Annotated in this window: 20 protein-coding genes; 8 read left to right on the top strand and 12 right to left on the bottom strand. The window is 43.0% G+C overall.

The annotated features are described in order from the left end of the window. Positions 1-60 precede the first annotated feature (60 nt). Positions 61-984, top strand: coding sequence for a LysR family transcriptional regulator (locus tag BLO31_RS10900; protein WP_070966649.1), 924 nt, complete (start codon positions 61-63; stop codon positions 982-984). 107 nt (positions 985-1,091) lie between these two features. On the opposite strand, the gene BLO31_RS10895 is transcribed toward BLO31_RS10900, so the two are convergent. Together BLO31_RS10895 and BLO31_RS10890 are read right to left on the bottom strand one after the other, a co-directional pair. Next, the gene (locus BLO31_RS10895; RefSeq protein ID WP_070965945.1) at positions 1,092-1,745 is read right to left on the bottom strand and encodes an HAD family hydrolase; all 654 of its coding nucleotides are present in this window, start codon (positions 1,743-1,745) and stop codon (positions 1,092-1,094) included. Next, positions 1,735-1,971 (bottom strand): hypothetical protein, encoded by a 237-nt coding sequence (locus BLO31_RS10890; protein WP_070965940.1) that lies wholly within the window; start codon positions 1,969-1,971, stop codon positions 1,735-1,737. The genes BLO31_RS10895 and BLO31_RS10890 overlap by 11 nt, the downstream gene beginning before the upstream one ends. Before the next feature lie 95 nt (positions 1,972-2,066). Here BLO31_RS10890 and BLO31_RS10885 point away from each other — a divergent pair, with 95 nt between their 5' ends. Then, complete coding sequence (locus BLO31_RS10885) at positions 2,067-2,942, top strand: LysR family transcriptional regulator (protein WP_070965938.1); 876 nt, start codon at positions 2,067-2,069, stop codon at positions 2,940-2,942. A 594-nt stretch (positions 2,943-3,536) separates the two neighbouring features. On the opposite strand, the gene BLO31_RS25165 is transcribed toward BLO31_RS10885, so the two are convergent. Beyond that, positions 3,537-3,950 (bottom strand): CPBP family glutamic-type intramembrane protease, encoded by a 414-nt coding sequence (locus BLO31_RS25165; protein ID WP_175443210.1) that lies wholly within the window; start codon positions 3,948-3,950, stop codon positions 3,537-3,539. 1,168 nt (positions 3,951-5,118) lie between these two features. Here BLO31_RS25165 and BLO31_RS10875 point away from each other — a divergent pair. Then, a complete protein-coding gene (locus BLO31_RS10875; RefSeq protein ID WP_070965930.1) occupies positions 5,119-7,260 on the top strand; it encodes a CHASE3 domain-containing protein in 2,142 nt (713 codons plus the stop codon). A 141-nt stretch (positions 7,261-7,401) separates the two neighbouring features. Here BLO31_RS10875 and BLO31_RS10870 read toward each other — a convergent pair whose 3' ends face one another. Next, the gene (locus tag BLO31_RS10870; protein ID WP_070965927.1) at positions 7,402-7,701 is read right to left on the bottom strand and encodes a Fis family transcriptional regulator; all 300 of its coding nucleotides are present in this window, start codon (positions 7,699-7,701) and stop codon (positions 7,402-7,404) included. 164 nt (positions 7,702-7,865) lie between these two features. Beyond that, positions 7,866-8,762: a LysR family transcriptional regulator gene (locus tag BLO31_RS10865; protein WP_245688473.1), complete on the bottom strand. Its 897-nt coding sequence runs from the start codon at positions 8,760-8,762 to the stop codon at positions 7,866-7,868. A 101-nt stretch (positions 8,763-8,863) separates the two neighbouring features. Here BLO31_RS10865 and BLO31_RS10860 point away from each other — a divergent pair, with 101 nt between their 5' ends. Further along, positions 8,864-9,379, top strand: a complete 516-nt coding sequence (locus BLO31_RS10860; RefSeq protein WP_245688472.1) for a glutathione S-transferase family protein — start codon at positions 8,864-8,866, stop codon at positions 9,377-9,379. Further along, positions 9,286-9,486 (top strand): glutathione binding-like protein, encoded by a 201-nt coding sequence (locus BLO31_RS24490; RefSeq protein WP_245688471.1) that lies wholly within the window; start codon positions 9,286-9,288, stop codon positions 9,484-9,486. Before BLO31_RS10860 ends, BLO31_RS24490 begins: the two co-directional genes overlap by 94 nt. Positions 9,487-9,569: 83 nt before the next feature. Here the strand turns inward: BLO31_RS24490 and tdh are convergent, their stop codons facing one another. Next, positions 9,570-10,601 carry an L-threonine 3-dehydrogenase gene (gene tdh / locus BLO31_RS10855; protein ID WP_070965923.1) on the bottom strand — a complete coding sequence of 344 codons (1,032 nt, stop codon included), beginning with the start codon at positions 10,599-10,601 and terminating at the stop codon, positions 9,570-9,572. Next, positions 10,601-11,797 carry a glycine C-acetyltransferase gene (locus tag BLO31_RS10850; protein WP_070965920.1) on the bottom strand — a complete coding sequence of 399 codons (1,197 nt, stop codon included), beginning with the start codon at positions 11,795-11,797 and terminating at the stop codon, positions 10,601-10,603. Before BLO31_RS10850 ends, tdh begins: the two co-directional genes overlap by 1 nt. A 317-nt stretch (positions 11,798-12,114) precedes the next feature. Between BLO31_RS10850 and BLO31_RS10845 the strand changes: the two genes are divergently transcribed. The 3 genes from BLO31_RS10845 (at position 12,115) to BLO31_RS10835 (ending at position 16,671) form a co-directional block, all read left to right on the top strand. After that, entirely contained in the window at positions 12,115-13,746 is a 1,632-nt protein-coding gene (locus BLO31_RS10845) for a methyl-accepting chemotaxis protein (RefSeq protein WP_070965917.1), read from the top strand. A gap of 95 nt (positions 13,747-13,841) precedes the next feature. Next, positions 13,842-14,753, top strand: coding sequence for a LysR family transcriptional regulator (locus BLO31_RS10840; protein WP_070965913.1), 912 nt, complete (start codon positions 13,842-13,844; stop codon positions 14,751-14,753). A gap of 127 nt (positions 14,754-14,880) precedes the next feature. After that, positions 14,881-16,671, top strand: a complete 1,791-nt coding sequence (locus BLO31_RS10835) for an HD domain-containing phosphohydrolase (RefSeq protein ID WP_070965910.1) — start codon at positions 14,881-14,883, stop codon at positions 16,669-16,671. 165 nt (positions 16,672-16,836) lie between these two features. Here the strand turns inward: BLO31_RS10835 and BLO31_RS10830 are convergent, their stop codons facing one another. The 5 genes from BLO31_RS10830 to BLO31_RS10810 form a co-directional block, all read right to left on the bottom strand. Then, positions 16,837-17,988 carry an iron-containing alcohol dehydrogenase gene (locus tag BLO31_RS10830; protein ID WP_070965907.1) on the bottom strand — a complete coding sequence of 384 codons (1,152 nt, stop codon included), beginning with the start codon at positions 17,986-17,988 and terminating at the stop codon, positions 16,837-16,839. 67 nt (positions 17,989-18,055) lie between these two features. Continuing rightward, positions 18,056-18,709 (bottom strand): L-fuculose-phosphate aldolase, encoded by a 654-nt coding sequence (locus tag BLO31_RS10825; RefSeq protein WP_070965902.1) that lies wholly within the window; start codon positions 18,707-18,709, stop codon positions 18,056-18,058. 1 nt (position 18,710) lies between these two features. Next, the gene (gene fucU, locus BLO31_RS10820; RefSeq protein ID WP_070965899.1) at positions 18,711-19,154 is read right to left on the bottom strand and encodes an L-fucose mutarotase; all 444 of its coding nucleotides are present in this window, start codon (positions 19,152-19,154) and stop codon (positions 18,711-18,713) included. After that, positions 19,147-20,592: an L-fuculokinase gene (fucK, locus tag BLO31_RS10815; protein ID WP_070965896.1), complete on the bottom strand. Its 1,446-nt coding sequence runs from the start codon at positions 20,590-20,592 to the stop codon at positions 19,147-19,149. Before fucK ends, fucU begins: the two co-directional genes overlap by 8 nt. A gap of 53 nt (positions 20,593-20,645) precedes the next feature. Continuing rightward, a complete protein-coding gene (locus BLO31_RS10810; RefSeq protein ID WP_070966642.1) occupies positions 20,646-22,394 on the bottom strand; it encodes an L-fucose isomerase in 1,749 nt (582 codons plus the stop codon). Positions 22,395-22,401: the final 7 nt, after the last annotated feature.

Genomic DNA, 22,401 nt, shown 5'->3' with positions numbered 1-22,401 from the left:
TTGACCTATACCCTCTAATGCATGTTTCATATAGTTACCATTCCTTTTAAGCATGCATTTGTGAGTAAACTAGACCTTAAATTGATCGCTATCTTCAACGCCATCATGCAAGAACGTTCTATAACCGTAGCGGCGCAAACATTAAATATGACTCAGCCTTCTGTCTCAAAAGCCGTGACTAGGATGCGTCATCAATGGCAAGATCCCTTGTTTGTAAAAAAAGGGAGGGGTATTGAGCCAACACCCCATGCCATCACTTTATGGAGAAACATTTGCGAACCTTTACAACAGATAGAGCAGCAGTTTACCCACACCAAGTTCGATCCTCTAACCCGAGAAACGACATTGAGAGTCGCCCTCACCGACGGTATCACTCATATATTTTGGCCCTACATACGCAGCGTAATCGAAAGCCGCGCCAACGCAGTTAATATTCATGCCATACCCTTTAAAGGCAATGGCGAAGAGTTACTGCTTAGCGCTGAAGCGGATTTAGTGTTCGACTGCTATACCAACCCCCATCCCCACATCCACCGAGAGTGGTTGTTTGATAATCAATTTACCGCCGTAGTTAAAAAGGGGCACGAGCTGGCAGGCTCAGAATTAACGTTAGACAAATTTGTGAAACAGGATCACTTGTTTGTCTCTTTGACTGGAGATGCGACGGGAACCGTCGACACTGCGCTATCTGAATTGGGACTGGAGCGCCGCGTCGCCATGACGGTGAACAGCTTTTCAGCCGCGATTGAATTACTATTGCAGTCTAGCTTGATAGCAGTGTTGCCCAAAACCATTGTTCGCGCCTCTACCCAGCGCAGCAACTTAGTAGAGCTAAATTTGCCTGTTTGTATTAGCCCTGCCCCTATATCGATTTCATGGCATCGAAGGAAACATCAGAACCCTGCACTGATGTGGTTACTCGATGAGATTCGATTATGCTTGATCGCCCAGAGACCCGTTCCATGTTTCACGATTAAAAAATAGTGCTGATTCTATATCACCATGGATAGTACCCGAACACGGTGTTCACCCCATTGAGCAACACTAAAAAACAAGCACTATCGATGGCTAAATCAGCTTTAAAAAAGACATCAAAGCACTTCAATCTCATTTGAATTGAGAACAACATCGAGCTGCAAAAAATGAGGGATCTCTTTCAACAGCTTTTCAGACAACTCCTCCTTTTGAGCACCTATCGCAATACAATCTGCGCCACTGGATAACGCTGCTTGAATACCACTTGTGGAATCTTCAAACAGTAAGCAAGATTCGATTGGCACACCAAGTAGATTGGCACACTTCAAAAATCCCGCTGGGTCTGGTTTGCCTTGTTCGACATCTTCCCGAGTGATTACGACATCGAACAAAGGAGCAAAGTTGTGCTGAGCAAAAACAAAACCCACTCTTTCTCGCCAGCTTCCAGTACACAAACCTACCTTGATATTGGCGCGTTTAAGCTTCAGTAGAAACTCTTTGCTACCAGCGATTAAATCGGAATGTGCTTGCTCTTCAAAATTGTTCACCTCTGTTTTGATATCCGCAATAACCTCTGCTTTGAGGTGCCCAAAAAAGTGGCTCATAGTATATTCGGCGCTTCTCCCATGTACGTGCTTTTCCATTTCCTCGTCTGCGATGGTTTGCCCAACGATGCTTGCACCATATCTCCAAGCCTGTTCAATGACCTTTCTTGAATCGATTAAGGTTCCATCCAAATCAAAAATTACTGCCGAGTATTTATTGGACATGTACCGCTTCCTTTTTAGTAGAGAGTTCGATCATTTCGAGATTACCGACAACCTTTTCTTTATAAATGGCTAACGCGTCTTGGTTATTACTGGCTCTACACACTACTGGCAGTACAATCGCATTTTGTTTTAACACGCTCCGTAGTACCGTTCCTGCTTCTTCACTATCTAGCAGTTGCGGCATCACGACCCCATCGATATTGATAAACACATATTGGCCTTTCATTTTGCTGTTCCTTTTGCTCGAAAACTGATGTTACTTTAATCAAGCCAACTCATTCCGTATAATGAACAATATTCCAAATTCAATGAGCAAAAGGAATGGATATAGATTCAGTAAGAGCTTTCTGCCAACTAGCACAAGATGGGAATTTTAGAGTTGCCGCTGAGCATCTTTTCATTACCCAATCGGCACTAACCAAAAAGATTCGTCGGTTAGAGAGCGATATTGACTTGCAGCTGTTTGAAAGAGGTCGATACGGGGCGGTGTTAACTCAATCCGGTAAAGACTTATTGCCAGAAGCTGAAAGACTGCTGCAAAGCGTTAACCAGTTTGCGCAATATACCGATCGTTTGTCTCAAGGAACAAAAGGCCACCTAAGTATAGGGTTTGGTATTTCAACCTATATCCACGCGCCAGAAATCACGGCAAAATTTAAAAGGCGCTACCCCGACGTCCACATCAGCCTTAATGATATGCCCTCTTCACTCCAACAAGAGAAGCTTTTGTCCGGTGATTTACACCTAAGTTTTAACCGACTAGAAACCCTACAGCCTCCCCTGCGTTCAATAACGCTGTTTTCAGACAGCCTTGTAATCGCAGTGCATGAAGAGGTCGATATTGATTTAGACAACTTGTGGGATTCACTATCGAAACAGCGTTACCTACAACTCAACCCAGAACGAGGCAAAGGGCTTCACAGACAGATCACCAAGTACCTGTTACATCACAACCACCACCTTGAAGCGGGACAAGAAGCCGATGATATTTTAACCCTACTAGCGCTAGTATCAGCCAACTTGGGTTACACCATTTTACCCGCCAGTTCCGAAGAAATTAGCCGCAAAAACATTCGATTAATTCCCCTTTTTGAAGAACACTCAAGCTGGGATATCGGCCTTATTTGGAATGACGATAAAGACAACATCACACGTCGCCATTTTGTCGAGTTTGTGTCTGGGCTTCAGTCGAAATAGCAATATCGAAAACCTTTAACAACTTATTTTATCACTTTTGAAATAGATAGTAGAAAAAGTAGAAAAACCTCGTAATAAAACAATAATCCAATTATAAAAACCGGATTATTACAACGTCACTTATTAATACATCTCTAACAATTAAATAGTATTAAAAACATCACCTTTTATTATGTTTTGAAAAATACAAAGCCATAATTACCGACAAAACAAAAGACAGCAAACCGTCTAAACCAAACAAAAAATTATAAAATATAAACATCAAGATAGAAGAAATAAAAAAATCCATTTTCAAGAAAACCTCCATCATTTACCTTATAATTAAAAAGTTAAAGATTTATTTCAAACGAGACCAATACCGTAATAGTAAAGAATATGGTTTTTCTACTAAAACCCACATACACCCCAAGGACTATCGGTCAGATAACTCCTTTATATAATCCTACAATCAATTTTAAACAACATATTACTTATTTATATCATCAGAGATAACTGAACTAGAGATTGATGATAATTATAAAAAACAATATAATAAATTATGCACATTGTAAAAAACACTAAATCTTCACAATAATACAGCGAGACTGGAAGATTTCATTTTTTAGTCAACTTATACAACGAAACCATAGTAATTAACAATGTACCACTTAGTAGGAGGATATAAATCCATTGGCTGTCAACTTCAATAATAAAATTACTATAAGGACCAAAAAAATAAAACCTACAAGCTTCCATTAAAACAGAAAATAAGTTATAGAATGAATGAATTAGCATCGGGATAAGGATGTTTCTATAAATTACATATAGCAGTCCAAATAGCAGGCCAGAAAGTAATGCAATAATCGACAAGTCATGAATAATGCTAAAAAAAACACTCGAAGTCGCAACAGGTATCATTACATGAAACCCCTTGTCAATCATCCTATTGATAAACAATAACCTAAGGAAAAATTCCTCAACAAAAGGGGCAATAAAAATTAGAGATATAATTGATATAATGTTTGGCATGAATAATAATGAACCATACTCTAAGTATATAATTCTAGTGGATGGTTGGTCAAAGTCTAAGTTATACAATCGACAGTATGATAGATATAATACAAATACAGTTAAAAACATACAAAATGAGATTAAAAACGACATTGAAACCTGACTCTTTAAACTTATATGGTGAGATATTATTTCAATTTTGTTTTCATATATCAAAATAAAAGCCAAACACATAAGAAAAAATTGAGCTGGCAAATAAGAAATAATGTCAATCCAATACCAGTTCAAACCAATATCACTATTGTAATAATTAGGATATTGAAAATCACTAAGGATAAATTCTGGTAGTATAAATAGTATGATTATATATCTAACCTTCATATTAATATATTAAAAATCACTTCACCCCCCAAATTTAATAATAACATCTGGATAGGTGCATTATTATAAACCTCGTTCTACTTGTCACCTACAGCCCGACCTAAAAGAGTGTTCACATCATTAAATTTTCCGTTGTAAAATCCATTTAACTCTGTGTATGTAGCATTGTAGATATCGACATTTACTTTTGCCTACATGACCTAGTAAGGAATTTTCAATTTACTGAAAACGAGTTGTTCCATTTTTTGTCTGAATAAATTAGCAACTTCAACTATTTCACTTTATACGATTACATGTCAGATACTCACACAAGTTTTGGTCAGTTTTTGTCTAAGCCATCAATAATACAACTGTAAATAGTTCTTCACGACAATAGAGTACAGTAATAATAGTAAGTTCAACTAATAACTTTGGGGGAATTTTGACTTAATGTCACCTTTAGTTATTTGTATTAGATGAGAGGGTTTATAATTAAAATAAATTAGCAACTGCAGATTGAACTACTATTAGCTATAAAACCAACGAACAGTACCATTTGACACAGTTATCCCTTTATAGAAACTAGTAGCACATTCATCAACTACACTTTACTTACGCTGCAACTAAGGCAGGCTTTGCATAAAGTCAACCAACCCCTTGTTGTCAAAATTGCCATTAGAACGATTGAACAAGGGTGTGGGATGCGATCTACCACATCGGTTGCTATGAAATTACTTTCCAAAAACTCATACTTTTTAGCACACTTAATATAAGCATCTACTAACATTAAATTACAATTTATTAATTCATCAATAAAGAGGCAAATATGAGTAGTGTATTTAGCTTCAAAGCAAAACTGCTTTCGAGTTATGCGTTGATACTCGGGCTAATGTTGATCGTGACAGCCACCGTGTTTTCTAGCGTCAAATCTCTTGATAGCAATTTCAAGTGGGTAAACCATACACATAACGTACTTGCCGAAGCATCCAGTATTGAAGCGGCTGCTGTCGACATGGAAACCGGAATGCGAGGTTATCTACTCGCTGGACAAGACGACTTTTTGGCCCCATACAATAGTGGTGGTAAGCGATTTGGCACTCTAGTGGGTAAGCTTTCCAACACGGTATCGGATAACCCAGATCAGGTACGCTTGCTCCGTGAAATCACCGACACGATTGAACAATGGAAACTCAACGTGACCGAACCTACCATTGAGTTGCGCAAAATGATTGGTGATGCTCAAACCATGAACGATATGGCTGCCTTGATTCAGCAGGCGAAAGGCAAGGTTTACTTTGATAAATTCCGAAGCCAAATGGCGACTTTCATTAAGCGCGAGAAAGTACTACTTGAACAGCGTCAGATTAAAGCGAGAAATAGTACTGACATTTTAGAAATAAAAGAGTTAAACCAATGGGTAGAACACACTTATAAGGTTCTTGGGAAAGCCCAGTCAATAGTGCTTGCCGCCGTTAATATGGAAACGGGAATGCGAGGATTCCTGTTAGCGGGCCACGACGAATTTTTAGAGCCTTTTAATCAAGGAAAGTCGCAGTTTTACACCCAGATTGATGGTCTTGCTCAAACCGTCTCAGATAACCCTCAACAGGTAACCCTACTAAAAGAAACCAAACAAACTATTGATGATTGGATGTCCAATGTCGTCGAGCATCAAATAGCTCTTCGCCGCCAGATTGGCGACGCCAAAACCATGGATGACATGGCCGATATCGTGGGACAGGCCAAAGGTAAAGTCTATTTTGATAAGTTCCGCGAACAGATAAAGCTATTCAAAGATAGGGAAAGTGCATTAATGGCGGTTCGAATGGACTCACTTGAAAGCACACAGAATACCGTGTTACTTGTTACCACTATCGGAACGATCGGGGCGATAATCGCGGGGCTCATCGTCGCTCTTTTGCTAACCCGTCACGTTATGAGCCTCCTTGGAGGTGAGCCCATCTTTATTGCAGGCATAGTTAAATCTGTCGCTTTGGGAAAACTCAATGTTGATACCGAGTCCAATGTAAAAGCACAGGGTATTTATGCTGAAATGCTCAATATGGTGAAATCTTTAGGTGACAAAGCTCATTTAGCTAAATGTATCTCTGGTGGTGAGTTAAACCATCAGGTCAATTTGGCTTCCGATGATGACATTCTAGGTGCGGCTCTAAAAGAGATGAATAAAAACTTAAATGAAGTACTATCCGAAACACAACTCGTAAGTAACGAAATAACCCAAGGCAGTGGAAGTGTCTCAGAAACAAGCCATAGTCTTTCAGAAGGTTCATCCCAACAAGCCCAAAGTTTAGAGAACATCTCAGCCTCATTAAATCAACTGGTAACACAAATTAGCAGCAATGCAGGCAATGCAGAGCAAGCTCAAAGTTTAACCGTTAGTGCTCGCAGCGCAGTAGACACAGGTAAATCGCAAATGTCTGATATGGTCCAAGCTATGGATGAAATTTCAGACGCCAGTGAAAGCATTTCGTCGTTTGTGAGCACAATCGATGACATTGCAGAGCAGACTAACCTATTAGCGCTCAACGCAGCTATTGAGGCTGCTCGTGCTGGCGAGCAAGGTCGCGGATTTGCCGTTGTTGCCGATGAGGTACGAGCGTTAGCGGCTCGCAGTAGTGAAGCGGCAGAACAGACTTCAAAACTCATTGCCAGCTCAGTGGATAAGACGGCCAATGGCAGCCATATTGCAAAAGAAACGGCCCAGAGCTTGGAAGAGATTTTTGATAGCATTAATCAGACCACTGAACTTGTTTCAGAAATTGCCAGCGCCTGTCGAGAGCAGGCAATTGGTGCGGAAGAGATTAATAAAGGGATCTCAGATATAGATACAGTAACACAGCAAAACAGTGGTATCGCACACCAAAGTGCGGCGGCGGCAGAGCAATTAGCTCATCAGGCTAAAGCATTAGAACGCATTCTATCGCGCTTTACTTTGATGGAACGTTGAACCAGGAGTACATAACCGTATACGAGTGAGATGGTCACCATTTAGGTGGCCATTTCATGTTAATCGGTATGAGTTTCTACCTGATCGGACAATTTTCTGTTAAGCCACATTTCACGAACAGACCTTGTGGGCAAGGCGCTGCTAACCTGTTTTTACATCGTAACTAATCTGCTTATCAACTTTCTTTAGTTGAACCCCAACCTTTTCGAACGCCTTTTGGATAACGATGGAGACGTGATACGGGCCTTCCCCTGATAAAAATTTGGCTCTATCTTGAACTGTTTCAAATACGCAGATGATGTTTAAGCTTTCTGGAAAAGAAGAGTATTTAACCGTATGAGTCACCCAGAGAAAACCATCGTAGCTTTTTAATGTGTCCTCACAAACCTCGGTCAACACTTCTCTAATCTGGTTTTCTATCTTCTTATCTGTTTTACGCATTCGGTTTAATTCCTATATTACATCTTCAAATCGCGTTGTAGTTTACACGGTATTAGGCGATATTAAGGATTGTCAGTGTTTCTTATTCACAGTGCCTATATCAATAGCTTCGATTTTTTCCTTTAGTTTGGCCCTAACTCACCATTTTATGTCCCGCCCCATGTCTACAAACTTTCCGTACCAAGCTTTGCGATAACAAAATCTAGTAATACTCTTACGCGCTGTGGCTGGAAGTCTCCACCGCGATATAGGGCGTTTAACGGGTAGTTAAGCGGCTTAAAGCCGATATCTAGCTTTTGTAGTAGGCCCTTTTCAACATAGGGTTTTACGAGAATATCGGGCTGATAACTCGCTCCCATTGCAGAGAGCGTTAGTTTTCTAATTAAGTTTGGGCTATTGCTTTTAAATACCGTATTTACTGCAAGGCTGCTTGTATTGGCACTTGTGCTAGAAGAGATTTCTAATGGCCAACGTGCGGTTGAGTGGATATTGGTATCAATTAAACAAGGTAATTGAGCCGCGTCTAACTCGCCTTCATATTGCTCAAGGAGCTTTGGGGCCGCATACACCGAACTTTGCAGTGACATGATCCTTCGGTATCGAAAGTTCGAGTCCTCTAGTTCGCTAGCTCGAAACGCAATATCTATCGCATGCTCCACCAAATCAAGTTTTTGGTTGGTAACAATCATGTCGATTTGAATATCTGGATAGCGCTTGTGAAATTCAGGTAAAACAGGGCTTAATAGCTCTTCTGCAAACCCCTGAGACGCGGTGACACGCAAAGGGCCTGACGCTTCTTTGTTACTATAGTGAAGTTGGTGATAAAGCCTATCTGTGTTTGCCAAAATCTGTTGTGCGTGAAGGTAATACTCTTGACCAGCTTGATTAACGGTAAGCTTGCGAGTCGTTCGATGAAACAGCTTTACACCCAACTGCTCTTCTACCCGATTTACGTATTTGGAAGTTAACGATTTAGAGATCCCTAACCGCTCCGAGGCCGCTGTAAATGAGCCCGTTTCAATCACGGCGACAACTGTTCTCATTCCATCAATAGTATCCATAGATTATCAACGCAGTGGAAATTATTATTCCATGTTAACTGGGTTTTTCTTCTTGGCAAGCTGTTCTTAAATGTAAAGCAGACAAGCAGTTAGGAGTTAACATGATTAAATTATACTGGCACCCCCTCTCAGGCCACGCTCATCGCGTACATATGTTATTAAGTTTTCTTAATTTAGAGTATGAGCTTGTAACCGTCGATCTACCCGCAGGTGAACACCGACAAGCAGAATTTTTAGCACTTAACCCTTTTGGTCAAGTCCCTGTATTGGTCGATGGTGACACGGTTATCGCCGATTCCAATGCCATTTTGGTCTATTTAGCTAGCGTGTATGATGATCAAAACACTTGGCTACCAAATTCTCCTGTTTTAAGAGCAAACGTAGAACAGTTTTTATCATTGGCCGCCCATCGCATAGCAGGTTCAATCGCTAAGTTGCGGGCAGCAACTTATTTAATCGTCCAGTTGAGAATGAATCACTGGTTAGTGAAGCTCATCAAGTACTTGGTCAGCTCAACAGCTATTTGGCTGGCAAAGAGTGGATGGTTGCAACAAATCCAACTATTGCCGACCTCGCCTTGTACAGTTACATCAAGCTCGCACCTGAAGGTGGCGTGAGTTTGCTAGACTACCCAAACATTGAGGCATGGCTTATTCGCATAGAGTCCCTTACGGGATTTGTACCTATGCAGCTTTCTGTTGTTGGATTGCGAAAAGAAATCTGAGTTTAGCTTATGCAGATTGTATTGGTTATTCACTAATTTCAGGTAAAAAAAACGCTCCTTGCAGAGCGTTTTTTAATCTTGTTTTATTCCCAATCAAGAATAACTTTGCCCGACATGCCGCTTCGCATAATATCGAAACCTTGTTGGAAATCATCCACTTTGAAATGGTGGGTGATGATAGGCGTGAGATCTAACCCAGATTGGATCAAGCTTGCCATCTTGTACCAAGTCTCGAACATTTCTCGACCATAGATGCCTTTAATAACTAAGCCTTTAAAAATCACCTGATTCCAATCGATACTCATATCCGATGGCGGGATACCTAACAAGGCCAAACGACCACCGTGGTTCATGGTTGAAAGCATGTTGTTAAATGCAGACGGTACACCAGACATCTCCATACCGACATCGAAGCCCTCTGTCATGCCAAGTTCTGCCATCACATCTTCTAGCTTTTCTTCTGCTACGTTCACCGCACGGGTCACACCCATCTTGCGTGCAAGATCTAGTCGGTACTCGTTTACATCAGTAATCACTACGTGACGAGCGCCAACGTGTTTGGCTACTGCGGCAGCCATGATACCGATAGGGCCTGCGCCAGTAATCAGTACGTCTTCACCAACGAGGTCAAAAGACAAAGCCGTGTGAACCGCATTGCCAAATGGGTCAAAGATAGACGCGAGATCATCTGAAATTTCGTTAGGTATCTTAAACGCGTTAAATGCTGGAATAACTAAGTATTCAGAAAAACATCCAGTACGGTTTACACCAACCCCTATCGTATTGCGGCAAAGATGTGTACGACCACCACGACAGTTACGGCAGTGTCCGCAAGTGATATGCCCCTCACCAGACACGCGATCACCAATTTCAAATCCGCGTACTTCTTGGCCAATACCGACCACTTCACCCACGTATTCGTGCCCAACAACCATAGGAACAGGAATGGTTTTTTGAGACCACTCATCCCAGTTATAGATGTGCACGTCGGTACCACATATTGATGTTTTCTTAATGCGGATAAGCAGATCGTTGTGTCCAACTTCAGGCTTTTCCACTTCAGTCATCCAGATGCCTTCTTCAGGCTTTAGTTTTGAAAGTGCTTTGATTTTCATTATTTGATTAACCCCATATCGCGGCCAACGGTAATAAAGGCATCAATGGCACGATCTAATTGCTCACGGCTATGCGCAGCAGACATCTGTGTACGAATTCGAGCTTGGCCTTTCGGCACTACTGGGAAAGAGAAACCAATGACGTAAATCCCTTTTTCTAATGCTCTTTCGGCAAACTCTGCTGCGACCTTTGCATCCCCAAGCATAATTGGAATGATTGCGTGATCGGCACCCGCCAGTGTAAATCCAGCTTCTGTCATACGAGTTCTAAAGTGCGTCGCGTTCTCCCATAAGTGTTTACGAAGATCACCACTCTCTTGCAGTAGATCGAGAACGCGAATGGAAGCGTTAACGATTGCAGGTGCAACGGAGTTAGAGAATAGGTACGGACGGGAACGCTGACGAAGCCATTCAATGACCTCTTTTTTACCTGACGTATAGCCACCAGAAGCGCCGCCCATTGCTTTGCCTAGCGTGCCAGTAATGATATCGATGCGATCGATTACGTTGTGGTACTCGTGAGTACCTGCTCCGTTTTCGCCCATAAAGCCCACGGCGTGAGAATCATCAACCATAACAAGAGCGTTGTATTTATCCGCTAAATCACAAATTGCTGGTAGATTGGCAACCACACCATCCATTGAGAACACACCGTCGGTAACGATCAGTTTATGGCGTGCACCCGCTTCATTAGCGGCAACTAATTGAGCTTCTAGCTCTGCCATATCGTTGTTTGCGTAGCGAAAACGCATCGCTTTACACAGGCGAACACCGTCAATAATTGAGGCGTGGTTTAATGCATCTGAGATGATTGCATCTTCTTTGCCTAGTATTGTTTCGAACAATCCCGCATTGGCATCGAAGCAAGATGTGTAAAGAATGGTGTCTTCTTTACCCAAAAAAGTAGAGAGTTTTTGCTCGAGTTCTTTGTGGATGTCTTGAGTACCACAAATAAAGCGTACCGACGCCATGCCAAAACCATGCTTATCCATACCTGACTTACCTGCTTCGATAAGCTCTGGGTGGTTCGCTAAACCAAGGTAGTTGTTAGCACAAAAATTCAGCACTTCTTCCCCCGATGAGATTTTTACGGCGGCTTGCTGTTGTGACGTGATCACGCGTTCGGATTTGTAAAGACCTTCAGCTTTGACTTCTTCAATTTGCTGTTGGATCTGTTGATAAAATTCAGAGGACATTTGCCATTCCTTCCTAATTAAATGTCGATTATTGTCCGACTTATTAATAAGCCTAAAATCTATATGGCTTAAGCGTTCAAAAATTTTAAGCGATTACTCAATAGTGTAATTCATGCGATCTAAAACAATTATCCCTCAGCTCGGAAAAACATTGATGAATCTGAGGCATAAATCAAAATTCCGTACGGTTTTGTGACATATATTATTCTTATTAAACAATAAGTTGGTATTATTGGTCGGTATGAAAAAATTGTTAAATCGATCAAATATCAACCAAAGAGCCAAAAGATCGAGTTAAGCCTCATTGAGAAAAACTTATGAAACGTTTATCTATATCCTACAAAATTCGGTTACCGCTCATCGCTATTATGGTGAGTTCTCTAGTGGTAACGGTTCTGTCTGTATACCTTGTCAATGCTCAACAAAACCTCGGAACAACGATTAATTCCATCGTTTCGCCAGCACAAGCGAATCTGCAAGACGCCTACCGCGATCTGTATCAGGTCAAAGTTGCCGCCAGAGGGATTGCTGATGCCAAAAGTCAAAGTGAGTTAGAGCACCATATTACCGAATATACCGATAACGCCAGCAAGCTCGTTCCTCGATTGGAAAAAGTCACAATGTTGAATGACGCAAACATGCTTGATCAAGAGTCAGCCAACGCGTTAAACCAACTGGTCGTCTTGGCTAAAAACTGGGTTGCTCTACATCAACCACTAGTCGAAAACACTGACGATGCTGCGACTTATTACGCCCAACATCGAGACGCGCTCGAAAAGGATTTTATTCACATGACGAGCACTACATCTGATATCAATGATCAGATAGAGCTATTGAATCAGTCGTTCCAACAAGAGCTAAGCCGTATTAGCTTTTTGATTGCATTAACCGTAGAGATTGGCTGTGTTATTGTGTTGCTTGTTGGATTATTCGCCTTCTGGGCGACGGCTCGTTATGTTGTTAAACCAGTCAAACGCATCAACTCGGTTATGAACGAAATTGCCAACGGTGAAGGTGACCTTTCACAACGCATTTCTGTCGAAAGTGAAGATGAACTCGGTTCCGTCGCTGCCGCTTTCAATCGATTTACTGGTAAGATCCACCAAACCGTTGAACAAGTGATTATCTCCTCCAATGCCGTTCGTTGCGAAATGGAGAACATCAAAACCCTGACTCAAGGTATTGCTCAGTTTAGCAGTAATCAGCAGCAGGAAAGCGAAGCCGTCGCCGCAGCCGTCCATCAAATGCAACAGACCAGTGAATCAGTCAGCAGTAATGCTCAGGAAGCGGCAGAGGCCAGCGGAAATGCAAACTCCGAAGCAGACCAAACCAGCAACACTCTAGAATCTACCGTCGACTCTATCAGTATGCTTTCTGCGGAAGTCACCATGGCAGGCGAAGTGATAAACGATCTTGAAAGCGAGGTGTCTAACATCGTTTCTATCTTGGACGTCATTCGCGGTATCGCTGATCAAACCAATTTACTAGCGCTGAATGCCGCAATTGAAGCAGCGCGCGCAGGTGAACAAGGTCGTGGCTTTGCTGTCGTTGCAGAAGAAGTTCGCTCATTGGCCAGTCGAACTCAGTCAAGTACTGGTGAAATTCAGGCGATGATTGAGAAACTCCAATCAGGGGCCAATCAAGCCGTTGAAGTAATGGATTCGAGTAGAGAAAGCGGCGCAAACACCATTGAGGCAGCAGGTAATGCCTCGCAGTCGCTGCAGAATATTCGCTGTTCCATCGAGCAAATGAATCGCATGAACACTCATATCGCCACTGCGGCTTCTCAGCAGCTTAGCGTTAGTAACGAAGTCAACAGCAATGTTCACCGCATCGCCGAAAACACCACTCAAATGGTAGAAATGGTTAACAGCGCCGACAACGCATGCGCTAGCCTTTCTCAGCAATGTGCCCATCTAGATGCATTAGTGGCTGAATTTAAAGTGTGACCCCTCTTAAAGCCCGACTCGTTCGGGCTTTTTATTAATGACGTTTAACCTAAAATATTCAATAATTTTAGTTAAAATCCAAACTGTCATTCTATATGCTTAATCACAAGTTAGTTGCCCTGTTACCTGACCTCGCCGCTTTTATCCAAGTGGTGAACGAAGGCAGCTTTACCGGCGCAGCAAAAAAACTCGAAGTTACGCCCTCGGCATTAAGTAAGCTGATCACTCGTCTTGAAAACGCACTATCGGTTAAGCTTTTTGAAAGAACCACCCGCCAGCTCATTATCACCAACGCTGGGAAAAAGATTTACGACCAAGCGTTAGTCATGGTTAACGCCGCACAACAAGCGGTCGATATCGCAGATCAACAACACGAAGAAGCAAAAGGTTCATTGACAATTGCAGCCCCAGAAGCCTTTCTTAATTCGGTGTTGCAACCACACGTGGTTCCCTTCCTCAAACTCTATCCACACATTCAGTTAAAACTCCGCGTAGCCGATGGAGAAATCGACCTTTTAAGAGATGGAATAGACATCGCTTTTAAACTGACTGACCATCCAGATGAAAATCTCGTTCTCAAAGAAATCGGAAAAACCAATTTGGTGTTGGTGGCTAGCCCTTCGTATCTGTTTGAGAGAGGTGTACCTGTCCATCCTACTGAACTGCTCGACCACGACTGTCTCTACTTAGCTGAAACAGACAAAGACAACGTGTGGGACTTCCTAAAAGACGATGAGTTTCACACCGTTAAAGTCAAAGGGAGATATGCGGTTAACCACTCGCAAATGCGTCTAACTGGTGTGAAGAATGGTTTGGGAATAGGCCTGTTCCACGATTTCGTGGTGAAAGAAGCCCTAAAAAGTGGCGAAGTCATTAAAGTACTCGATGATTGGACTGTAAAAAGCAGCTACCACGGCGCAATAGCGATGCAGTTTGCCCAGAGCAAATACATGTCAGCGCGAATGCGAGTCTTCATTGATTACATCCATCAAGCGTTGACCGATTAGACAATAAAAAAGCCTGAAAAATCTAAAATAAATCGGGCGATGCAAAACCCGTTAGCCATCGGCGCACTACTCAAGCCCCAGTTTGTATCCTAAGCTTTAAAAAAGTTGATGGCTTCTGGGGTAAAATTTGAAAAAGAACTATACAAAGTTAGTATTGAAGCGTTTTCTAGTTCTCCTGCTGTGTTGCTACTCTTCTGTCTCTTTAGGTCAAAGTGATTTAGCGCGAATTCTCGTTCTTCACTCGTACGACCCTTCCTATCATTGGACAAAAGATCTCCAAGAGGGAATTGATTCGGCTTTATTACACAGCAACAAGGAAACAAAGCTATCCATCGAGTATATGGATAGCAAACGAAACCTATCTCCCGATTACCTAGAATCTTTTAAGCAATACTTCGAAGATAAGTACAAACACTATAAGTTCGATGGCGTTATCATTACAGATGACAACGCAGCCAACTTTTTTCTAGAACTATATCCCGATGGCATGCTTGACACTCCTGTTGTCGCTGTGGGAATAAACAACTCTCAGTTCAATGCCACTGGCTTGGGTAAACGCTCTAAAGTGTTCTTCTCAAAAGACAACATCAGCAGTAACTTGACCCTAATTAAGCGAATTATCCCAAATGTAAAAAACATCTATTTGTTTCACGACCTGACGACTAGCGGCAAGCTTTTGTCAGAGCAGATAAAAAAAGAGCATGCCAAAAGCAGTGTCAGCGATATTCCTTTGTTAGAAGTCACTGATTTATCTTTAGAGGAAGCAAAAAAGTTTGCCAAGACACTCGAACCCAACGACGCCATTCTACTCACACATTTTAATACTCAGCTGAGTGAGAACATTTACTATACCTACAATCAGGTTAGCAACACCCTTGGTCAAGAAAGCAACGCTCCCATTTTTGTATTGTGGAATTTCTATCTGCGCAACGGTGTTTTGGGCGGGTACGTCAACCACTCCAAAAGGTTGGGAGAATTGGCCGTGGAATCCTTAAGTCAATTTATCAACTTAGGCGTTCAAAGCAACGACAAACCAGACACCTCTTATAGACCTATCATTGACTATAGAGCCCTGATTAAACACCAAATTCCTGCAAAGCTATTGCCAGAGAATACGCTGTTAATCAACAAGCCAGTAAGCATCTGGCAAGAGCACTGGGTCGCTATCATTATTGTTTCCGCGGTTTTCACCATCTTGCTACTCGTTATATTTCTTCAGGCTGCTTGGATTAGAAACAAGCGAATTATTGCCAAACACACAAGGAAGATACTTGCACTCAGGAACAAAACGTTGGCGGTACAGAAAGAGATGATTCTAATGCTCGGTGAAGCGATAGAAACTCGCTCCGGTGAAACCGGCAATCACGTTAAACGAGTGGCAAAGATGTCTGCTTTACTGGGTAGGTTGTATGGTCTTTCTCATCGCGAGGTCGAGATGTTAGAGATTGTTAGCCCCATGCACGATGTTGGCAAAATAGGCATACCAGAAAACATTTTGGAAAAACCGGGGCAACTGGATAGTGAAGAGTGGGAAGTGATGAAAACTCATACGACTATCGGCTACAAAATGCTTTCTAAAAGTGAAGGTGAGCTCTTTTCTCTAGCTTCTGCTGTTGCGCATGAACATCACGAAAGATGGGATGGAAACGGCTATCCGAACGGTTTATTAGCCGAAAACATCCACGTATTTGCGAGACTTACTGCTTTAGTCGACGTGTTTGACGCCTTGCTGAGCAAACGCTGTTACAAAGAACCTTGGCCAATCATAGATGTGATAGCGCTGGTTAACAAAGAAGCGGGGCAACAGTTTGATCCTGTTATGTCGTCCCTGTTGTTAGATCACTTAGATGATTTTATTGCCCTTAGAGAGTGCTACCCAGACGAGAGCGTTCAACATTCGCAAGGCGTTAAGGCTTGATAACGACTAGTACAACTTAACAGGCTCGAAGCGTTAATATTACTCTTACACTTCGAGCCGATTAACTTAATTGAAAATGCAAATGGCATTCAATAGTTAAGTCGATTTTTTAACTAGTCACTACTTAGGGTGTTGTTGCACTTGGCTAAAACAAACTCACCTTATTTAAAGACTAGCCATATACAACTCTTCCACTTGATTGCCGTCCATAGGTCTTGGATTCCCTCCCATACACACGTCATCTAAGGCCTTTTGTATCCAGCCGGAGATATCCTGCTTCTCTATTCCCAACGCTTTAAATCCAGTGGGAATTTGAACTTCTTCCGACAGTTTTCTTATTAGTGATACGGCGAGATCAGCCGCTTGTTCATCACTTAAATTACTCGTATCTCCCCCCATAGCTTCTGCTACCCTTCGAAATGCTTCCGGGAAGGCTTCAGCATTAAACTCACAAACAATGGGTAACAATATAGCGTTACACACACCATGAGGTAGGTTGTGCGTTGCACCTGGTTGGTGTGCTAGCGCGTGAACAGCACCGAGGCCCGCAGAGTTAAAAGACATACCCGCTAAAAACTGCGCATCCGCAAGCGCTGCTCTAGCTTCAATGTTTTGTCCATCTTTTACAGCAACAGGAAGCCATTCACTAATTAGTCTTACCGCCTCTAAAGCTGTTGGAAGAGTCAGACGATGTGCTCCCGGCGTAACAATAGACTCAATGGCATGAGTTAACGCATCCATACCAGTCGCTGCCGTTACTGACGCTGGTAAACCGACCATTAACGAAGGGTCGTTAACGGATACATCAGGAATTTGCTTAGGATCGACCAACACCATCTTTATCTGTTTTTCTTCATCAGTTATCACTGAGTTTGACGTCATTTCAGCGGCAGTCCCTGCTGTAGTGTTAATCGCAACAAAGAACTCTCCATCATTTTCTACTAGACCTACCCCCGCATAGTCACAAATGTCACCGTCATTGGATACCATTATGCGAATTGCTTTAGCACAATCTATTGGACTGCCACCGCCTACCGCGATAAAGCTATCGCAACTTGAACGGTCGTAAAATTTGACACCCTCTCTAACCAACGACGCCGTTGGGTTTGGCGTTACTTTGTCAAAAATCGAGTAATCAAATCCCTTCTTGTCTAGCTCAGCAAACAATGAATCTAGTACGCCTAAGTCCAGTAAGTTTTTGTCTGTCACAATCATGGGTTTGTTAACTGATTTTCTCTCTAAAACCGCGATGGACTCTGCTACTGCACCGACTCCAGACAGTGTTAACTTTGGCAAATTAAGTGAAAAAGTTGACATAGTATTACCTCAAACTCTGATAAAAAATTAAAAAGCCTGTATCGAAACAGGCTCTATGTTTTATGGATTATTTCTCAACTCGCAGACCATAGGTCTTGAACTTGTCTAACACGTGGTTCATTTCCTGTTCTGGTAACACTGGCACCTCTTTTTGCACTGCCAAACATTTGAGGTAGAGTTCTGCTAGTACTTCTGTCTCATGCGCTAGCCACAACGCTTTCTTAAGGCTGTCTCCCACCGTAATCATCCCGTGGTGTTGTAATAGAATCGATTTGCTTTTCTTAATACCCTGTTCAACATAACCAGCGAGTGCAGGGCTACCAAAAGTGGCATACGGGACACACGGGATTTCATTTGTGCCAGACGCGGCAACCATATAGTGAATAGCCGGAATTGGACGATTTAAGATTGAGACAGCAGCACTGTTAATCGCGTGGTTGTGGACCACCGCTTGACAGTCATTCCTCGCCTTGTAGCACGTCATATGAAACGCCCATTCACTTGACGGAATTTTACCCTCTTCAAACTCACCATCTTCGGTTACATAAACAATATGGTTTGGTGTTAGCTTGTCATACTCGATACCAGTTGGGGTGATCAACATACCTCTTTCATAACGGACAGAAACATTACCTGCAGTGCCTTGATTCAATCCAAGGCGGTTCATTTCTAGGCAGGTTTCTATGATTTCTAGTGCTAATTTGGATCTTTCTACCGACATCTCAATTTCCTCTAACTGGCGTTACGCCTTTCTTTAAAATAATGTTCCCGTATTTCGCCGTTTCTCCGGTGACTACGACGGCAAAACACTGCTCAACACGTTGATAAAATTCAAAGCGCTCCATCCTCTCTATGGCCGGCGGCTCAGCCCCTGTAGAGCAAATTGCAGCGATGTACTTTTCTTCTACTGATGGGTCCAATTGATCACCAGCTACGGCTTCCATCATGACTAAAGGGTGAGTGACGTACTGGTCTAACTCGAAAAGCTGCATGACTCCAGTGAGCAAAGTGTCAATACCTAGCCCGTCCGCTCTTAGGACGATATTCTTGCCAAACGTTTCTGCGGGAAAATGAGCATCTGAAAAGAGAATCTCGTCTCCATGCCCCATGCGGCTCAATACCGACAGTAACTCTGGGCTAATTGCTGGGTGAATACCTTTAAGCATGTCTGTTCTCCATAATGGTTTGGTACTGGGCGTAGTTTTTCCCTGGGTTAACAAGGGTATAGGATGGTTTCATTGCATCTTGTGCTGCATCTGCATCCGGGAACACCCCAGCGCCTGCAAAAGCAAACATTGCCGCACCTGTTACGGTTGATTCAGGTTGGTCAACGACATAAATCGGCAGTCCTAATACATCTGCTCGAATTTGATTCCACAACGTGTTCTTTGAACCACCGCCGACCACCATCAAGCCTTCTGGACGAAATCCACTAATCTCAGATAACGTTTTTAAGCTACGAGCCAATTCAAAAGCTAGCCCCTCAAGTGCCGCGCGATAGATTTCGCCGCGAGTGGTGTTGATCGAAAGCCCCTGAAGTGCGCCGTGGCCTTTTTGCTCACCATCCAATAAAAAAGCGGGATCAAATGTGGTTCCATTGCAGCCAAGCGGTGCCGCTTCGCCTTCTGCAACCATTACCGCATATTTGTTGTCTTGATTAATCACATCGATGAAGAAGGTCTTCGCGACCCATTCCATTACCGCGCTAGATAGCCATTGAATTGCTGGATTGTATATACCAGGTTTTGCATCTAACTCGGTTGTCATGCCCTGTTCAAGATAGCTTGAATCTAAGCTTGGCTTCGGGGAGCGGGCCATCAATATTTCCCAAGTCCCAGAGCTTAAAAAGGGTTGGTTCTCTTTTGCACCTGAACCAAACAATGCAAATTGGGTATCATGCCCCGCCGATATCACTGGAATATCCTTTGGAATACCCAACAAGTAGGCGATATCTTCACGCAGAGAGCCAACCTTCTCACCCGCATCCACCAAAGGTGGGAAATGGTCAGGAGTTAGGCACAGATAACCTAAGGCTTCTTGGTGCCAGTCTCCGCTGTCCAACTCAGTTAACATTGACGTTCCGGCCATAGTGCGGTCTGTTGTGAACTCACCAGTAAGTTGATGAGTAATCATAGATGAGATGAATACCCATTTATCCATGCGAGCATAGACGTCGGGTTCATTCTCTTTTAGCCATTTCAGCTTAAATAGGGTGTTGAACGAATAGTCGCCGATGCCGTTCACTTTATACAGCTCACCGCGGTCAAATTCTTTGGCCACTTTTTCCATCATAGGGGCGGTGCGAGAACACTTCCAAGAGATGACTGGGTAGATCTGCTGTCCGTTTTTATCAAATGGAGCGCCATCTACACCAAATGTCGTCACTGAGACAGCAACAATGTCGTTCGCGTTGATTTGAGCCGTCACTTTATGACAACACTCCACCAATTTTCGCCAAATTTGTTGAAAATCCCAAACGTGTTGAGTGCCTGTTTGCAAAGTCTCATTAGCAATGTAGTGAGACGCGACAATGTCACCCTGTTCATTGACAGCGATCGAACGTACGTTAGTTGCACCACAATCTAAGATAATGACAATAGACATAGATTATTCCTTAGAGATACCCGCCCTAATGGACGGGTATACGACAACGTTTTTTACTTGTAGATAGGGCCGAAGTTTTGACAAGCGCGATAGTCTTGACCTTCAACATCTTGACCAAATGCAGACCATGTATGTGGGCGGAACACGTCTTTGCTATCGACGTTATGCATGGATACTGGGATTCGTAGCATTGCTGCCAGAGCAATCAGGTCAGCACCAACGTGGCCTGATGTGATCACACAGTGGTTTGCACCCCAGTTCGCCATAACATCGTAGACTGACTTAAACGCGCCTTCACCCGTTAGTCGAGGAACGAACCAAGTCGTAGGCCATGTTGCGTTTGTGCGCTCATTCAGAATGTGATGAACGTCTTCAGGTAGCTCGATAGAGTGACCTTCCGCAATCTGAAGTACAGGACCCAAACCATCTATGATATTCACTCGGTGCATGGTAAATTTCATACCACCTTCAGTTAAGAACTGAGATGAAAAACCGCCCCCACGGAAGTACTCCTCTATCGCAGGGCACCACTTAGTGGCTTCAAGTGACGCTTCCACATCTTGTTGCGTGAGCTCCCAGTGAGGTTTCATTGCTGGTTTACCATCTTCATCTTTCGCTTTTCCAGCGCCGTCAAGCGCTGCTGAGCCTGAGTTAACTAGGTGAAGAAAACCGGATTCAGGACGAGTGCCAGTCACACGCTCAACTGCGTCTTCAGACCAGTAAGTGCGAACATCATGGAACACTTGCGCTTCACCTGTTAGTAACTTACCAAACATCATGTTAACGCCATTAAGCGCGTCATTTTCTGTTGCGATACAAATAGGCTCTCGAATGCCGTTCCAATCAAATGATGAGTTAAGAATGGCTTCAGAAAAGTCACCATTTGGTAGGTGATCCGTCCAGTGGCGTTGACCTTGGAAACCACCCAAGATTGCATTGCGACCCATTGCTTCTTCACCAAAACCAAGTTCGGCGAGTTTTGGGTTTCCTTGCATCAGATCACGCATGATCATGGTCATCTTAACCACGGTTTCCCAGTCTTCTGCTTTGCGTTCTTCTGAGAATGGTGTGCCGTTGTAGTCTTTCCCCTCTTTGCAGTACTTTTTAACCCACGACATCGCTAGTTCAAACTCTTCTTTGTCGTAAACTTCTCGGTCAATACGACGTTTGATCTCTGTCATATCAACGTATTCATTGCGCATACCTAGATATTTTTGGAAGAATTCTGGGTTAACCACTGAACCTGCGATGCCCATTGAAACGCTACCCATTGATAGGTAAGACTTACCTCTCATCGTTGCGACAGCTAGACCAGCACGACAGAAACGTAAGATTTTGTCTCGTACGTCAGTTGGGATAGTTTCATCACCTGCGTCTTGTACTTCCTTACCGTAGATAGAGAAAGCAGGAAGACCAACTTGAGAGTGACCAGCCATTGCGGCAGCTAGATATACAGCGCCCGGGCGCTCAGTACCATTAAAGCCCCAAATTGCTTTTGGTGTATGAGGGTCCATATCAATCGTTTCTGTGCCGTAACACCAGCAAGGGGTTACCGTTAACACTAGTCCAACATTTTCACGTTTGAACTTATCCGCAGTCGCTGCTGATTCCGCCACACCGCCAATACAAGAGTCTGCGATAACACATTCCACGTTTTCCCCGTTAGCATGGCGAATATTCTCTTCGATGAACTTTGCCGCTCTTTTTGCCATACCCATGGTTTGGTCTTCGAGAGACTCGCGAACGCCCATTTGACGACCGTCGATGGTTGGACGGATACCAATTTTAACTAAGTTACTCATAATATTT

The sequence above is a fragment of the Vibrio sonorensis genome (genome assembly GCF_001854765.1).
In the GTDB taxonomy this organism is placed as follows: domain Bacteria; phylum Pseudomonadota; class Gammaproteobacteria; order Enterobacterales; family Vibrionaceae; genus Vibrio; species Vibrio sonorensis.
Note: the sequence above shows the minus strand (reverse complement) of the source record. Positions and strands in the feature narration are given on the sequence as shown.

Excerpts from the sequence above, each read along its gene's own strand:
- tdh (WP_070965923.1), bottom strand. The coding sequence starts at position 10,601 with ATGAAAATCAAAGCACTTTCAAAACTAAAGCCTGAAGAAGGCATCTGG.
- BLO31_RS10860 (WP_245688472.1), top strand. The coding sequence starts at position 8,864 with ATGATTAAATTATACTGGCACCCCCTCTCAGGCCACGCTCATCGCGTA.
- BLO31_RS10825 (WP_070965902.1), bottom strand. The coding sequence starts at position 18,709 with ATGTCGGTAGAAAGATCCAAATTAGCACTAGAAATCATAGAAACCTGC.
- BLO31_RS10830 (WP_070965907.1), bottom strand. The coding sequence starts at position 17,988 with ATGTCAACTTTTTCACTTAATTTGCCAAAGTTAACACTGTCTGGAGTC.
- fucU (WP_070965899.1), bottom strand. The coding sequence starts at position 19,154 with ATGCTTAAAGGTATTCACCCAGCAATTAGCCCAGAGTTACTGTCGGTA.
- BLO31_RS10870 (WP_070965927.1), bottom strand. The coding sequence starts at position 7,701 with ATGCGTAAAACAGATAAGAAGATAGAAAACCAGATTAGAGAAGTGTTG.
- BLO31_RS10890 (WP_070965940.1), bottom strand. The coding sequence starts at position 1,971 with ATGAAAGGCCAATATGTGTTTATCAATATCGATGGGGTCGTGATGCCG.
- BLO31_RS10845 (WP_070965917.1), top strand. The coding sequence starts at position 12,115 with ATGAAACGTTTATCTATATCCTACAAAATTCGGTTACCGCTCATCGCT.
- BLO31_RS10885 (WP_070965938.1), top strand. The coding sequence starts at position 2,067 with ATGGATATAGATTCAGTAAGAGCTTTCTGCCAACTAGCACAAGATGGG.
- BLO31_RS10840 (WP_070965913.1), top strand. The coding sequence starts at position 13,842 with ATGCTTAATCACAAGTTAGTTGCCCTGTTACCTGACCTCGCCGCTTTT.
- BLO31_RS10850 (WP_070965920.1), bottom strand. The coding sequence starts at position 11,797 with ATGTCCTCTGAATTTTATCAACAGATCCAACAGCAAATTGAAGAAGTC.
- BLO31_RS10895 (WP_070965945.1), bottom strand. The coding sequence starts at position 1,745 with ATGTCCAATAAATACTCGGCAGTAATTTTTGATTTGGATGGAACCTTA.
- BLO31_RS10865 (WP_245688473.1), bottom strand. The coding sequence starts at position 8,762 with ATGGATACTATTGATGGAATGAGAACAGTTGTCGCCGTGATTGAAACG.
- BLO31_RS10875 (WP_070965930.1), top strand. The coding sequence starts at position 5,119 with ATGAGTAGTGTATTTAGCTTCAAAGCAAAACTGCTTTCGAGTTATGCG.
- BLO31_RS10810 (WP_070966642.1), bottom strand. The coding sequence starts at position 22,394 with ATGAGTAACTTAGTTAAAATTGGTATCCGTCCAACCATCGACGGTCGT.
- BLO31_RS25165 (WP_175443210.1), bottom strand. The coding sequence starts at position 3,950 with ATGCCAAACATTATATCAATTATATCTCTAATTTTTATTGCCCCTTTT.
- fucK (WP_070965896.1), bottom strand. The coding sequence starts at position 20,592 with ATGTCTATTGTCATTATCTTAGATTGTGGTGCAACTAACGTACGTTCG.